The organism is Cobetia sp. PDI-12MA (genome assembly GCF_059507695.1).
The window spans coordinates 819313-833997 of record NZ_CM183351.1 but is presented as its reverse complement, the minus strand read 5'-3'; the positions used below and the strand labels follow the sequence as shown (position 1 = coordinate 833997).

Genomic DNA, 14685 nt, shown 5'->3' with positions numbered 1-14685 from the left:
CCTCAGTCGAGAATGCGATTCTCGGCACTGCGCGCATGCGCCGTCAGTGACTCGCCGTGTGCCAGCACCGAGGCTGTACGCCCGAGCACTGACGCGCCTTCCGGCGAGCACTGGATCAGCGAGGAACGCTTCTGGAAGTCATAGACGCCCAGCGGCGAGGAGAAGCGCGCGGTGCCGGAGGTCGGCAGCACGTGGTTCGGCCCGGCGCAGTAATCGCCCAGCGCCTCGGAGGTGTGCGAGCCCATGAAGATGGCGCCGGCGTGACGCACGCCCTCGACCCACTCCTCGGGATTCGCCACCGAAAGCTCCAGGTGCTCCGGCGCGATGCGGTTGGTCAGCTCCAGCGCCTGCTCCGGCCCGCTGACGCGAATCAGGGCACCGCGCTCACGCAGCGAGGTCAGGATGATCTCGGCGCGCTCCATGGTCGGCGCCAGGCGCTCGATGGAGGCCTCGACGGCGGCCAGGTGCTCGTCATCCCACCCGATCAGGATCGCCTGAGCATCTTCGTCATGCTCGGCCTGGGAGAACAGGTCCATCGCCAGCCAGTCCGGGTCGGTCACACCATCGCTGACCACCAGAATCTCGGACGGTCCGGCGATCATGTCGATACCGACCTGACCGAACACCGCACGCTTGGCAGTCGCCACGTAGATGTTGCCGGGGCCGACGATCTTGTCGACCCGCGGCACGCTCTCGGTGCCATAGGCCAGCGCCGCCACGGCCTGGGCGCCGCCGATGGTGAAGACACGGTCGATACCCGCCAGGTGCGCCGCGGCCAGCACCAGCTCATTGACCACGCCGTCCGGCGTCGGCACGACCATGATGATCTCGCGTACGCCCGCGACATGCGCCGGAATCGCATTCATCAGCACGGAAGACGGATAGGCCGCCTTGCCGCCCGGCACGTAGATCCCGGCACGGTCCAGCGGCGTGACCTTCTGGCCCAGCAGGCTGCCGTGCTCGTCCTTGAAGGACCAGCTTTCCGGCTTCTGGTGCTTGTGATAGACACGCACACGCTCGGCAGCCACGGCCAGCGCCTCGCGCTGATCCGCCGGCAGGTCGGTATAGGCCTGGGCCAGACGCTCGGCACCGATGACCAGCTCGGCCATGCTCGAGACATTCAGGCGGTCGAAGCGATTGGAGAACTCCACCAGCGCCGCATCGCCTTCCTGCTTGACGCGCGCGAGGATGTCGGTGACTCGATGCTGAACCTCTGCATCGGACACGCCTTCCCATGACAGCAAGCGGTCCAGGCGGGCGGTAAAATCGGTATCACGGCTATCAAGCCGGTTGATCAAGGTATCCATGCGAACCTCTTTTCTCATTGCTTGGCAGAGAAGGCTGAACCGGACGGGCTCTGTCCAGCGCCTGCCCGCATCATCTTGAAAAGCATCGTGATGAGCAGGGGGCGGCAGCTGGCGTTTCGAGCGTCATCTTCTGCCACGGTCATCTATGCGACCTTGGGTATCCGACCGATGCCAACAGCACGCCGCCATCACGCCTCGCGGCGAGCTTCCACGGCCTGACGCAGGCGATCGATCAACGGCTTGAGACGATCGTGCTTCATTGTCATGGCGGCCTTGTTGACCACCAGACGCGTGCTGATGTCGGTGATCAGCTCCCGCGGCTCCATGCCGTTGGCGCGCAGGGTGTTGCCGGTGTCGACGATATCGACGATCTCGTCGGCCAGGTTCATCAGCGGGGCCAGTTCCATCGCGCCGTAAAGCTTGATGACTTCGGCCTGGATGCCCTGCTCGGCGTAATAGCGACGCGCGACATCGACGAACTTGGTCGCGACACGGCGGCGAGCGCCCTGCTGCTGCTGACCGACGACACCGGCGGTCATCAGGCGGCACTTGGCGATTTCCAGGTCCAGCGGCTCGTACAGGCCTTCGGCACCATGCTCGAGCAGCACGTCCTTGCCGGCGATCCCGAGATCGGCCGCGCCCAGCTGCACGTAGGTCGGCACGTCGGTGGCACGAATGATGACCAGCTTGACGTCCGGCAGATTGGTATCGAAGAGCAGCTTGCGGCTCTTGTCGAGATCTTCCAGCGGCTCGATGCCAGCGTCAGCCAGCAGCGGCAGGGTTTCCTTGAGGATACGCCCCTTGGAGAGGGCGACGACCAGTTGCTTGCTCATGGGGTATTCGCCCGTGCTTGTACGTAGGAATTCGGCACGCGCTGTCGGTCAATCAACACCGACAGCGCGAGGTGGGCCACTGATCAGCCGGCGGAGCGACGAATGATCACGTTCAGCCCGGACAGCTTCTCTTCGATGCACTCGTAACCGCGGTCGATGTGATAGATGCGATCAACCATGGTCTCGCCGTCGGCGACGGTCGCCGCGATCACCAGCGAGGCAGAGGCGCGCAGGTCCGTCGCCATCACCGGCGCGCCGGACAGGCGCTCGGTGCCGGTCACGACCGCGGTGTTGCCCTCGAGCGCGATGTGGGCGCCCATGCGGTTGAGCTCCTGCACGTGCATGAAGCGGTTCTCGAAGATGGTCTCGATCACGGTGCTGGCGCCTTCCGCGACCGCATTCATCGCCACGAACTGGGCCTGCATGTCGGTGGGGAATGCCGGGTACGGCGCCGTACGGATATTGACCGCCTTCGGGCGCTTGCCGTGCATGTCCAGCTCGATCCAGTCATCACCGGTGGTGATGGTGGCGCCGGCTTCTTCCAGCTTGGCCAGTACGGCGTCCAGGGTGTCGGCACGCGTACGCGTGACACGCACCTTGCCGCGCGAGGCAGCCGCCGCGACCAGGAAGGTGCCGGTCTCGATGCGGTCCGGCATGACGGAGTATTCACAACCGTGCAGCTTCTCGACACCGTCGATGACGATGGTGTCGGAGCCCTGGCCCGTGATCCTGGCGCCCATCGCGATCAGGCACTCGGCCAGATCGACGACTTCCGGCTCACGCGCGGCGTTTTCCAGCACGGTGCGGCCATCGGCCAGGGTCGCGGCCATCAGCAGGTTCTCGGTACCGGTGACGGTCACGACGTCAAAGACGATACGCGCGCCTTTCAAGCGGCCACCCGGCGCCTTGGCGCGGATGTAGCCATTCTCGACCGTGATCTCGGCCCCCATCGCCTCAAGGCCACGGATGTGCAGATCCACCGGACGCGAGCCGATGGCGCAGCCGCCCGGCAGCGAGACCTCGGCACTACCGAAGTGCGCCAGCAGCGGGCCCAGCACCAGAATCGAGGCACGCATCTTCTTGACCAGGTCGTAGGGCGCGTGACAATGCTCGACCTTGGAGCCATCGAGCTGCACGGTCATGTTGTCGCCCATCACCGGCTCGACGCCCATGCGCCCGAGCAGCTCGAGGCTGGTCGTGATGTCCTGCAGATGCGGCAGGTTGCTGATGGTCACGGGACCTTCCGACAGCAGCGTGGCTGCCAGAATGGGCAGTGCCGAATTCTTGGCGCCGCTGGCCCAGACTTCCCCGTTGACCGGCCCGTTGCCAGTGATGATCAGCTTATCCATGAAATGTTCCGGTCAACCCTGAGCGTTGCCGGCGGCAGCTTCGAACTGCGCCGGGGTATAGGTACGAATGCTGATGGCATGCAGCGCGCCAGAGCGGATCTCGTCATTGAGTGCGGAGTAGACCAGCTGCTGGGCCTTGACGCGACTCAGCTCGGCAAAGACATCCCCCACGGCGACGACCTGGAAATTGCAGCCCTCACCCTGGATATGAAAATCGACGTTCTCGATACGAGCCTCGAGCAGGGCCTTGACATCATTCGGTTGCATGACGGGCGATGACTCCTTCGCGGTACATGTCGGGATCGTGGCAGGGAATCCTTGCGCGACGATCGATGCGATATGACCGCACATGGTAATCAAAAGCGCGCGGGAACGCGATTGGCAGTCAATCGCTGCCTCCACGTTGCCGCGCGCATGAATGGCGATTAGGACAAGCCTCTAGCATCCAGCAAAGCGGTGCAGCCTGACAGACAATCAGGCCACCGCTGGCTCAGGACGTCTCGAGTGACAGCGGGGGCTCTGCGCTGATCTCAGCGACATTCAGCCCCGGCAGCAGGTTTTCCAGTCCGGAGACTGCCGCCAGTCGGCTCAAGGCGGGGGACAGCGCGAGATGAGTGACATGCCCACCATGCTCCGCCAGATGGCGCTGCCACTCGAGCAGCACGCTCAGGGTAGCGGTGCTGGCGCTATCCACGCCGCAGAGATCGATGGATACCCCATCATCGCGGCGCCCCAGCCATTTCCTGCCGGAATCCGCCAGCTCTGCGGCATTGTCGAAATCCGGCTGGCCACTCAGGCTCAACCGTGCGTCACCGGCTTCCAGCGTGACGCCCTCGCGATCGAAGAGAGTTTTCATGGTCATGGCGACGACAGGGCTCAACCGTTGCCCTGATCCCCCTCACCCTTCTCGAGGTCGACATCCGGCTGCCAGCCCTTGATGACGGCATCGATGTCGCGGCCGTTGTCACGCATGGCCTGGTCGAACTGGTTACGGAAGGTCAGGCCCAGGTTGACGCCATTGACGATCACGTTGACCACCTTCCACTCGTCGTTGCGCAGACGCATGGAATAGGCCACCGGGTAGACCTTGCCCTTGGTATCGACCACGTCCATGTAGACGGTGTCCTGGTCTTCATAGCGACGCTCGCCTTCGCTGTCCTTCACGTCCAGCCTGGCGTAATCGAAACTCACCAGACCCTTGGCATAGGTGCCGATCAGGGTGTCATGGAAGACCTTGGAGAATTCGGTGCGCTGCTCAGGAGAGGCGCCCTTGAAGTACTTGCCCATCACACTGGCGGCGATATAGCGATAATCCACCACCGGCTTCAGCGCGGAATCCACCAGGCTTTCCAGCTCGTCGACGTTGTCCTTGTAGTAGCTCTCGCGGCTATCGATCTTGGTGGTCAGGCCCTCGACCGTGTCGCGCAGCAGCACGTCCGGCTCCTGCGGGGCGGCCATGGCCAGCGGGCTCAGCGCCATCAGGGCGGACAGGCTCAGCACGCTCAACGGACGAAACAGCTTCTTGAGGCTAGAGGTCATCAGGGTTGCTCCTTGAAAATGTGCATCGTGCTGGAACGCGAAGCTGCAAGCACCGAATCAGGTCTTTCGGCGTATTACACGCATGCGCCGGGTGCCCGGGCTTCGATGAACAGCGCTTCCAGAATCAGCTCTTCGAAAAATTGGACACGAACTGCTGGATCAACTCCTCCAGCACCAGTGCAGACTGGGTATCGCGAATGGTGTCGCCGTCCTCCAGCACGTCCGGGTCTCCCCCGGTACTCAGGCCGATGTACTGCTCGCCCAGCAGGCCGGACGTCAGGATGGCGGCGGTGGTGTCCTTGCTCAGCTTGCCACGCAGGCTGCTGTCCAGCTTCATTGTGACACGGGCGTCAAACCACTTCGGGTCCAGCTCGATCTTCTCGACGCTGCCGACGGCAACACCTGCCATCGTGACCTTTGACCGCGCCTTGAGGCTTCCGATCCCTGAGAAGTTGGCATTGAGCACGAAGGTGTCATCGGCCTGCTGGAACGTGACGCCGCTGACACGCAGCCCCAGGAAGACCATTCCCAGGAAACCAGCGAGTATGAACAGGCCCACGCCGAACTCGAGCATGCGGGTACGTTTCATCAAATCTCTCCGAACATGACGGCCGTGAGGACAAAGTCGAGTCCCAGCACCGCCAAAGATGAATAAACCACGGTACGTGTGGTGGCGCGCGAAATGCCTTCCGAGGTAGGGATCAGGTCATAGCCCTGGAAGACGGCGATCCAGCTGACCACCAGCCCGAAGACCAGTGACTTGATGACGCCATTCATGACATCACCGATGAAATCGACGTTCGACTGCATGCTGCTCCAGTAGGCGCCCTCGTAGATGCCCAGCCAGTCGACCCCCACCAGCTTGCCGCCCCAGATCCCCACGACACTGAAGCCGATGGTCAGCAGCGGCAGCGAGACGAACCCGGCCCACAGGCGCGGCGCGACGATGCGCTTGAGCGGATCGACGCCGATCATCTCCATGCTGGTCAACTGCTCGGTGGCCTTCATAAGGCCGATCTCCGCCGTCAGCGCCGACCCCGCACGCCCGGCGAACAGCAAGGCCGCGACCACAGGTGCCAGCTCACGCAGCAGTGACAGCGACACCATCTGCCCCAGCGCCTCCTCGGCACCGAAACCGACCAGAATGGTGTAGCCCTGCAGCGCCAGCACCATGCCGATGAACAGCCCCGAGACCAGCACGATGGCCAGCGACAGCACACCGACGAAGTGCATCTGCCGCATCCACAGGCCGATGCCCTCACGGGACGGGATGCCGATACCGGCCTGCACCAGCAGCATGCCGGCACGCCCGATGGCCGCGATCACGTCGATGCTGCTGCGGCCCAGTGACGTGATGGCCCCGAGCGGGCCACGATTCAGACCACTCATGACTCTCTCCTGCGGGTTGCCGCTTCGCGACCATCGAGAATGTCGCCGGCGAAGTCCGGGGCGGGGTAATGGAAGGGCACCGGGCCATCCGGCTTACCGTGGATGAACTGGGCCACGCGCGGGTCCGATTCGGCGTTCAGCGCCTCGGGGGTACCCTGCGCCATCACCTTGCCATCGGCGATCACATAGACGTAATCGGCGATGGTCAGCGTTTCCTTGATGTCGTGCGAGACCACCAGCGCCGTCATGCTCAGCGCATCGTTGAGGCGCCGGATCAGATTGACCAGCACGCCCATCGAGATGGGGTCCTGCCCGGCGAACGGCTCGTCGTACATGATGAGGTCCGGGTCCAGCGCGATGGCTCGCGCCAGCGCGACACGCCGTGTCATGCCGCCGGAGAGTTCGGCCGGCATCAGTTCACGCGCGCCGCGCAGCCCGACGGATTCGAGCTTGATCAGCACGATGTCACGAATCATCGCATCGGGGAGGTCGGTGTGGACGCGCAACGGGAAGGCGACGTTCTCGAACACGCTCAGGTCGGAGAACAGGGCACCGCTCTGAAACAGCATGCCCATGCGACGGCGCATGCGAAACAGCTCGCGCCGCGACAGGCCATGCACGTGCAACCCGGCGATCTCGACGCGCCCCGCCGAGGGCGTCAACTGGCCGCCGATCAACTTGAGCAGTGTCGTCTTGCCGGTACCGGAAGGCCCCATGATGGCGGTTATCTTGCCGCGCGGGATCTTGAGGTCGATGCCGGAGAATATCTCGCGTTCTCCACGGGTGAACCGCAGGCCTTCGACACGAATCAGGGCGTCATCGAGATTGATCTCGCCTGCCGCGCCGCGTGAAGAAGCCTGCGCATCCTGGCCGTCCGCACCCGTCCGGGTTGCGGTCTGACCGGGCAAATCAGTCATAGAAGCATCCGCTGTGAGGGACCTTCGCCGTGACAAGCCACACGCAGTCGGCTCGTGAACAGGACGAATGTCCGAGTCATGGGATCCAAGGATCAAGTTAGTTAGCGAACATCGTATCCGAACCCACCCCTGCGCCGCCAGTCTCATCAAGGCAACAGAGCCGTGCCGCGGGGAGCGACACGGTCAGCAATGCGCTCAACAATGGGAACACGGCCACTGCCTTGCAAAGGATTGGGGGGATGCGTTTAATGGCGCGGTTCCCGGCGATACGCCACCGCCCTGCCCCCTGCCCCGAGAGTTCTGATGCTATATCCCATCCTCGCAGTCGTCATCGGCCTGATTGGCCTTGTCTGGAGTGCTGATCGCTTCATCGAAGGAGCCGCGGCCACTGCGTGGCGCGCCGGGATGAGCAAACTGCTGATCGGGATGACGATCGTCTCGGTCGGCACCTCTGCCCCCGAGATCGTCGTCTCCATCATGGCCTCTCTTGATGGCACTCCGGATATCGCGACCGGCAATGCGCTTGGCTCCAACATAGCCAATATCGGCCTGGTGCTCGGCGTCACGGCGCTGATCGCCCCGATTCCGGTGCATTTCGGGCTGGTGCGCCGCGAGCTGCCGCTGCTGCTGGCGGCCACGGCGCTGGGCGGTTATGCGCTGTCCAACAGCGGGCTTGAGCGTCTCGATGGCATCCTGTTGCTGGCCCTGCTGGTCTTCACGCTGGTGTGGCTGTTCAAGGTCGACTCGCCAAGCGAGACGGAAAGCCAGGATGACGTACCCGAGATGAGCACCGGACGCGCCATCTTCTGGCTACTGGTCGGTCTGACGGTATTGATCGCCAGCTCGCGTGCGCTGGTGTGGGGGGCGACCGACATCGCCCAGGCACTCGGCGTGCCGGAATTGATCATCGGCCTGACCGTGATCGCCATCGGCACCAGCCTGCCGGAACTGGCCGCCAGCGTGGCCAGCGCCCTCAAGCGCCATCACGACATCGCCATCGGCAATGTCATCGGTTCCAACCTGTTCAACATCCTTGCCGTGCTGCCCGTGCCGGGCCTGCTGGCGCCGGGTCCGGTGGATGGCAGCGCCATCAGCCGTGACTATCCGGTGATGCTGGGGCTGACGCTGCTGCTGGCCGCGTTGCTCATCTGGCAGCGCCGTGGGCGCATCGGCCGTGGCCCGGGTGTTATCCTGCTCGCCGGCTATCTGGCCTACACGGCCTGGCTTGCCATCAGCCTGACTCGCTGACGGCAGCGTCTTCATCATCGTTTGCCACGCCGCCGCGCGGGATACACGCCCTTTCCGCGCGGCCTGAGCCCTGGCCAACCACAGGCAACAATTCGATCATGACAGAGCCTTCCAGCACTCCACACGCCACCGCACCTGGCGCCTCAGCATCCAGCCAGTCCGCCGCCGCTGATGAGACTCCGGCCAGCCAGGCGGATTTTCGCGCCAGCGCCCGTCGCACCTTCGCCATTGAAGAGGCGGCCATCGCCGCGCTTGAAAGCCATCTCGATGACGACTTCGACCGCGCCTGTCAGCTGATGCTCGCCACCAAGGGCCGCGTCATCGTGACCGGCATGGGCAAATCCGGCCATGTCGCCAGCAAGATCGCCGCCACCCTGGCCAGCACCGGCACCCCGGCCTTCTTCGTCCACCCCGGTGAAGCCAGCCATGGCGACCTGGGCATGATCACGCCGGCCGATGTGGTACTGGCGCTGTCCAACTCCGGAGAGACCGCCGAAGTCACTGCGCTGCTGCCGCTCTTGAAGCGCATGGGCACCCCGCTGGTCTCGATGACCGGCAAACCCGGCTCGACCCTGGCGCGTGATGCCGAGGCGCATCTGGACACCAGCGTTGCCCAGGAAGCCTGTCCGCTGAACCTGGCACCCACCGCCTCGACCACCGCTGCGCTGGTGATGGGCGACGCCCTGGCAGTGGCACTGCTGGAGGCCCGCGGATTCACTGCCGAGGAATTCGCCCTTTCCCACCCGGGCGGCAGCCTGGGTCGCCGCCTGCTGCTGCGAGTCCAGGACGTGATGCATCATGGCGACGCCCTGCCGCGCGTGGCACTCGGCAGCCCGCTGCGCGATGCGCTGCTCGAGATCACACGTCAAGGCATGGGCTTCACCTGCGTGATCGATGATGACGACCACCTGGTCGGCGTCTATACCGATGGTGACCTGCGCCGCACACTCGACCAGCACGGCGATCTGCGCGCGCTGAAGGTCGATGATGTCATGACCCGCGGCGGCAAGACCGTGCGTGCCAGCATGCTGGCTGCCGAAGCGGTGCGTATCATGGAAGAAAACCGCATCAGCGTTCTGGTAGTCTGTGACGAGGATGAGCACCCCATCGGAGCCATCCATATGCACGGCCTGCTGGCCAGCGGCGTGATCTGAACTCCCGCGGGCGTTCGCTGTCTCTGTTCGACGGCAGATCGTCCCGACAGTAGACGCTACCGCTCAACGCCCATCAGCGCCGTTCACAGGACAGCGTCAAGCATGCACGGAGTGCGAGGAGAAAGACCATGAGCGACACGAATTCCCTGAGCGAAGAATATCCGCAGGACATCATCGACCGCGCACGCCGCGTGCGCCTGCTGACGCTGGATGTCGATGGCGTGCTCACCGACAACCGCCTGCACTACGATGCCAACGGTGTCGAGACCAAGTCCTTCCACGTCCAGGATGGCCATGGCCTCAAGCTGGTGCTGCGCAGTGGCGTTCGCGTCGCGCTGATCACCGGCCGCAGCTCACCGATGGTCGAGCGTCGCGCCAAGGAACTGGGCATTCAGGATGTCATCCAGGGCCGTGAAGACAAGCTGGTCGCGCTGACCGACCTGTGCCGCGAGTACGGGGTCGAGCTGGAAGAGGTCGCCTATTGTGGCGATGACCTGCCGGACCGCGAGGCCATTCGTCGTGTCGGTCTCGGCGTCAGCGTGCCCAACGCCATGGCCTACGTGATGAGCGAGGCCAACTGGGTCACCTCACGCCAGGGCGGCGATGGTGCCGTACGCGAGCTCTGTGATCTGCTGCTCAAGGCACAGGGCCACTGGGCCTCGGTGCTGGATACCTACCTGCAGGAGTCGCGCCCCTGATGTTACGTCTGCCCCGCCCTTCTCCGCGTCTCTGGCTGATGCTGCTGTTGCTGCTCGTCGGTGGCGTGCTGGCGCTGATCGAGCAGCGCAACAGCCTGGAATCGACCGTCAATGTCGAGGTCGACAGCAGTGAGCCGGATTACTATCTCGACGGGGCAGACATGACACGCTTCGATGCGCGCGGCGTGGCGATCCAGTCCATGAGCTCGCCGCATATCGAGCATACGCCAGGCGATGACGTGACCCGGGCGCAGACCCCGAAGATTCGCACCAACGACAGTGAAGACCGCCGCTGGTATGCCACGGGGGACAGTGGCGTGTTGAGCGCCGGCGGCGACACCTTCACTCTCGAGGGCAATGCCAGACTGCGCCAGCCCGATGACCGCTGGACCCTCGATACCGATGTTCTGCACTACAGCCGTGATCAGAATCGCGCCTGGAGTGACGTGCCGGTCGTGATCACCCAGAATGGCCAGCATGTCGAAAGCGACAGCTTCAGCGCCGACCTCTCCCGGGATTCCGCCGTGCTGCAGGGCCGCGTGCGCAGCGTCCTGCAACCCGGCACGGGCCAGAGCGAGGCCAGCAAGGAAGCCGAGCGCATCGACTCGGGCACCGACAGCACCACTACCGATGACGGGCGCATCAACAGCACCTTCGAGGCAGCGCCTGCCAGCGGTGAATGAACCTGCCGGGCTGGCCGTCGCGCCATGACCCGCGCCGCAACACCTTCTTCCCTGCCGCTCGATGGCATCATTGCTCGGGCGGCGACCCCGTCATGCCAAGGAGCCACCATGACTTCCACGACTCGCAAGCCCTTGACGGCCTGTCGCCAGACCCTCAACAGCGGTGTCATGGCGCTCTGCCTGGCACTGGGCATGTCCACCTTCGCCCCGGCCGCCATGGCGCTGGACAGCGATGCCAGCCAGCCGATCAACATCGCCGCGGACGCCCTGTCTCTCGATGACAAGGCCGGCACAGCCACCTACACCGGCCAGGTGGAGATGCGCCAGGGCAGCATGAAGCTCGATGCCAGCCGCGTCGATATCAGCCGCGCCGGCAGCGGCGAGATCTCGCTGGTCAAGGCCACCGGCAAGCGTGCCTACCTGGAACAGCAACCCGCACCCGACGAGAAGCTGGTCAAGGGCTGGGCCGACACCATCCGCTATCATGCGCTGGAGCGCCGCGTGGAGCTGGTCGGCAATGCGCGTCTCGAGAAAGGCGATGACACCTTCGAAGGCGGCTACGTGGAGTATTTCCTCGACAAGCGCCAGGTGAACGCCAACAACAGCAAGACGGCACAGCAGACCGAAGGCGGTCGCGTACACATGACTTTGACGCCGCGCGGCGCCAATGCCAGCAAGGAAAACTGAGTCATGACTGCTGCTACCCCGCGTACGCTGAGCGCTCGCCATCTGGCCAAGGCCTACAAGGGCCGCAAGGTGGTCAAGGACATCTCGCTTGAGATCCGTCAGGGTGACATCGTCGGCCTGCTGGGCCCCAACGGCGCCGGCAAGACGACCTCGTTCTACATGATCGTCGGGCTGGTGCGCGCCGATGCAGGCGACGTCTCCATCGACGACAAGGACCTTTCCGCTGCCGCCATGCATCAACGCGCACGCGCCGGCATCGGTTATCTGCCGCAGGAGGCGTCGATCTTCCGCAAGCTGTCGGTGGCCGACAACATCATGGCGATTCTGGAAACCCGCAAGGATCTGGATCGCAATGGCCGCAAGGCACGTCTTGAAGAGTTGCTCGAGGAATTCAGCATCACGCATATTCGTGCCAGTGCCGGCATGAGCCTGTCCGGCGGGGAGCGTCGTCGGGTCGAGATTGCCCGTGCACTGGCCACCGAGCCGGACTTCGTACTGCTCGATGAGCCCTTCGCCGGCGTCGACCCCATCTCGGTGGGCGAGATCAAGAGCATCGTGCGTCAACTGCGTGACCGTGGCATCGGCGTGCTGATCACCGACCACAACGTGCGCGAGACACTCGATATCTGTGACACCGCCTATATCGTCGGCGATGGTCAGATCATCGCTCACGGTGACGCGGACTCCATCCTGGCCAACCAGCAGGTACGCGACGTCTACCTGGGCCACGAGTTCACGCTCTAGGGCCAGCGGATGCGCTGAGCCCTCCCACGGCGAAAGCTTCATAAGCCGCTGCGTGATTTTATCGCGTAGCGGCTTTTTCATGTCTGACATCAGGCGCATGCATGACGTCCATACCACCTTGGTGTAAACATGGCATGCAAGTTGCTTGAATATTCACTGCAACCACTTGTCAGTGGCCCGAGTCACGGTATAGCGTAGTAAGCACGTTCCTTTGCCGTGAATTGACTGACTCCATGAAACCCACCCTGCAACTCCGCCTCGGCACCTCGCTGACCATGACGCCGCAGCTTCAGCAAGCGATCCAGCTGCTGCAGCTGTCGACGCTCGACCTGCGTCAGGAGATTCAGCAAGCCCTCGAGTCCAACCCCATGTTGGAGCTCGACGAGGACTACGAGTCGCTGGATGTCATCGAGACACAGGATACGAGCGAGATCTCCACTGCCGACTCCTCGAGCGAGATTCCCGAGGAATACCCTCTCGACAGTGACTGGTCGGACCTCTACCAGGACCACGCCGGTAGCCTGACCAGCTCCGGCAGTGGCAGCGGGAGCGAAGAAGGGCCGGACTTCGATCGCAATACCAGCGTCGAGAGCCTGCAGGACCACCTGCGCTGGCAGCTGGCGATGACCGACCTCGATGGCCGTGAACGCCAGATGGCGGAGAGCCTGATCGATGCCGTCGACGGTGCCGGTTACCTGAGCCTGTCACTCGATGAGCTGGTCGATGGTCTGCGCGGCCAGGGCCTGCCCGGCCTCAAGGCCTCCGAGCTCGAGCAGGTACTGCTGCGTCTGCAGCAGTTCGACCCGACCGGCGTCTTCGCCCGCGACCTGCGCGAGTGCCTGCTGCTGCAACTGGCGCTGCTGCCGGATGATCTGCCGCTGCTGGCGCAGGCGCGTCGCCTGGTACGTCAATTCCTCGAGGCACTGGGCAACGATGATCGCAAGCTGCTCAAGCGCCGACTGAGCCTTGACGATGACGAGCTGGATCACGTCATCCGCCTGGTGCGCGCGCTCGATCCGCGTCCGGCATCCGCCTGGGGCGAGCCCGCCAGCGATTACGTGGTCCCTGATCTACTGGTGCGTCATACCCGCCACGGCTGGCAGGTCGAGCTCAACCCGGAAGCGCTGCCCAAGCTGCGCATCCAGCCGGAATACGCCGCACTGATCAAGCGTGCCGACAAGTCCGCCGACAACACCTTCCTCAAGGACAACCTGCAGGAAGCGCGCTGGCTGATGAAGAGCCTGTCATCACGCAATGACACCCTGCTCAAGGTCGGCCGCGAGATCATGGCGCGCCAGATCGACTTCCTCGAGCAAGGCGAGGAAGGCATGAAGCCACTGATTCTGGCCAACATCGCCGAAGTGGTCGAGATGCACGAATCGACCATCTCGCGGGTCACGACCCAGAAATACATCCACACCCCGCGCGGCGTCTTCGAGCTCAAGTTCTTCTTCTCGAGCCAGGTCGGTGGCAGCGGTAGTGGCGACGCCCACTCAAGCACCGCCATTCGTGCCCGCATCCGCAAGCTGATTGCGGAAGAGCCGGCTCGCAAGCCTCTCTCCGACTCACGCCTGGTCGACCTGCTCGCCAGCGATGGCATCGAGGTCGCACGCCGTACCGTGGCCAAGTATCGCGAAGCGATGGGCATCCCATCCTCCAGCGAGCGCAAGCGTCTGGCCTGATGTGTCATCTGCGGCTGCCATGCGCCTGGTCTCCCTCCTATCATGGCCGTTGCCGCCAACCTCAAACGCTGGTTTTCTCTCTCACCAGCCTCTGACATTACTGACACCGGCGCGCCTGTCGCGCGCCCTGTCATTCCGTCAACCGCTCGTCAATGGCCCATCATGGCGCGCAGGATGATGGCAAAAATCCATCATTCCGGCTGCATCATTTACCGTCAATCGCATGTTTTTAAAGTCACTTTTAGCCGTATTGCACCGGGATGTCACTCGGTGATCCTTCCGGCACGCTGCTTGCTCCACGCAACCCAAGCGCCTGAAAGGCGGCGTACATGCAGGGATTGGCGACGAAAACCCGTCTTCTTGCGCGCCTTTCATGCACCACCCTTCAAGCGTGACCTTGAAGTCCATTCCGTTACCCCTCACTGAGTTGAAGACAAGCACTGAGCCACGATGCA

16 protein-coding genes are annotated in these 14685 nt (G+C 63.7%); 7 read left to right on the top strand and 9 right to left on the bottom strand.

Features of this window, described 5'->3' with window-relative positions:
• Positions 1 to 2 precede the first annotated feature (2 nt).
• The 9 genes from hisD to AC5WNI_RS03540 all read right to left on the bottom strand — a co-directional run bounded on the left by hisD (position 3) and on the right by AC5WNI_RS03540 (position 7334).
• Positions 3 to 1307: a histidinol dehydrogenase gene (hisD, locus tag AC5WNI_RS03580; RefSeq protein WP_487886000.1), complete on the bottom strand. Its 1305-nt coding sequence runs from the start codon at positions 1305 to 1307 to the stop codon at positions 3 to 5.
• A gap of 188 nt (positions 1308 to 1495) precedes the next feature.
• Positions 1496 to 2140: an ATP phosphoribosyltransferase gene (hisG, locus tag AC5WNI_RS03575; RefSeq protein ID WP_043332537.1), complete on the bottom strand. Its 645-nt coding sequence runs from the start codon at positions 2138 to 2140 to the stop codon at positions 1496 to 1498.
• Positions 2141 to 2223: 83 nt separating this feature from the next.
• Complete coding sequence (gene murA / locus AC5WNI_RS03570) at positions 2224 to 3489, bottom strand: UDP-N-acetylglucosamine 1-carboxyvinyltransferase (protein WP_495928692.1); 1266 nt, start codon at positions 3487 to 3489, stop codon at positions 2224 to 2226.
• A 12-nt stretch (positions 3490 to 3501) separates the two neighbouring features.
• Positions 3502 to 3756 carry a BolA family protein gene (locus AC5WNI_RS03565; RefSeq protein WP_043332541.1) on the bottom strand — a complete coding sequence of 85 codons (255 nt, stop codon included), beginning with the start codon at positions 3754 to 3756 and terminating at the stop codon, positions 3502 to 3504.
• Positions 3757 to 3979: 223 nt separating this feature from the next.
• The gene (locus AC5WNI_RS03560; RefSeq protein WP_254626951.1) at positions 3980 to 4351 is read right to left on the bottom strand and encodes an STAS domain-containing protein; all 372 of its coding nucleotides are present in this window, start codon (positions 4349 to 4351) and stop codon (positions 3980 to 3982) included.
• 14 nt (positions 4352 to 4365) lie between these two features.
• Complete coding sequence (locus tag AC5WNI_RS03555; RefSeq protein ID WP_175088336.1) at positions 4366 to 5028, bottom strand: MlaC/ttg2D family ABC transporter substrate-binding protein; 663 nt, start codon at positions 5026 to 5028, stop codon at positions 4366 to 4368.
• 124 nt (positions 5029 to 5152) lie between these two features.
• Complete coding sequence (gene mlaD / locus AC5WNI_RS03550) at positions 5153 to 5617, bottom strand: outer membrane lipid asymmetry maintenance protein MlaD (RefSeq protein WP_043332545.1); 465 nt, start codon at positions 5615 to 5617, stop codon at positions 5153 to 5155.
• Positions 5617 to 6417 (bottom strand): lipid asymmetry maintenance ABC transporter permease subunit MlaE, encoded by an 801-nt coding sequence (gene mlaE, locus AC5WNI_RS03545; protein WP_175088337.1) that lies wholly within the window; start codon positions 6415 to 6417, stop codon positions 5617 to 5619. The genes mlaD and mlaE overlap by 1 nt, the downstream gene beginning before the upstream one ends.
• On the bottom strand, positions 6414 to 7334 hold the full coding sequence (locus AC5WNI_RS03540) for an ABC transporter ATP-binding protein (RefSeq protein WP_175088338.1): 921 nt from the start codon (positions 7332 to 7334) through the stop codon (positions 6414 to 6416). The genes mlaE and AC5WNI_RS03540 overlap by 4 nt, the downstream gene beginning before the upstream one ends.
• Before the next feature lie 303 nt (positions 7335 to 7637).
• Between AC5WNI_RS03540 and AC5WNI_RS03535 the strand changes: the two genes are divergently transcribed.
• The 7 genes from AC5WNI_RS03535 to AC5WNI_RS03505 all read left to right on the top strand — a co-directional run bounded on the left by AC5WNI_RS03535 (position 7638) and on the right by AC5WNI_RS03505 (position 14230).
• Positions 7638 to 8582 (top strand): calcium/sodium antiporter, encoded by a 945-nt coding sequence (locus AC5WNI_RS03535; protein ID WP_175088339.1) that lies wholly within the window; start codon positions 7638 to 7640, stop codon positions 8580 to 8582.
• Positions 8583 to 8680: 98 nt separating this feature from the next.
• Positions 8681 to 9736, top strand: coding sequence for a KpsF/GutQ family sugar-phosphate isomerase (locus tag AC5WNI_RS03530; RefSeq protein ID WP_285460098.1), 1056 nt, complete (start codon positions 8681 to 8683; stop codon positions 9734 to 9736).
• Positions 9737 to 9864: 128 nt separating this feature from the next.
• Positions 9865 to 10434 (top strand): KdsC family phosphatase, encoded by a 570-nt coding sequence (locus AC5WNI_RS03525; RefSeq protein WP_487885999.1) that lies wholly within the window; start codon positions 9865 to 9867, stop codon positions 10432 to 10434.
• Complete coding sequence (gene lptC / locus AC5WNI_RS03520) at positions 10434 to 11117, top strand: LPS export ABC transporter periplasmic protein LptC (RefSeq protein ID WP_175088341.1); 684 nt, start codon at positions 10434 to 10436, stop codon at positions 11115 to 11117. Before AC5WNI_RS03525 ends, lptC begins: the two co-directional genes overlap by 1 nt.
• A 108-nt stretch (positions 11118 to 11225) precedes the next feature.
• Entirely contained in the window at positions 11226 to 11804 is a 579-nt protein-coding gene (lptA, locus tag AC5WNI_RS03515) for a lipopolysaccharide transport periplasmic protein LptA (RefSeq protein WP_225347607.1), read from the top strand.
• A 3-nt stretch (positions 11805 to 11807) separates the two neighbouring features.
• Positions 11808 to 12548 carry an LPS export ABC transporter ATP-binding protein gene (gene lptB / locus AC5WNI_RS03510; RefSeq protein ID WP_487885998.1) on the top strand — a complete coding sequence of 247 codons (741 nt, stop codon included), beginning with the start codon at positions 11808 to 11810 and terminating at the stop codon, positions 12546 to 12548.
• Between the two features lie 233 nt (positions 12549 to 12781).
• On the top strand, positions 12782 to 14230 hold the full coding sequence (locus AC5WNI_RS03505; RefSeq protein WP_487885997.1) for an RNA polymerase factor sigma-54: 1449 nt from the start codon (positions 12782 to 12784) through the stop codon (positions 14228 to 14230).
• Positions 14231 to 14685: the final 455 nt, after the last annotated feature.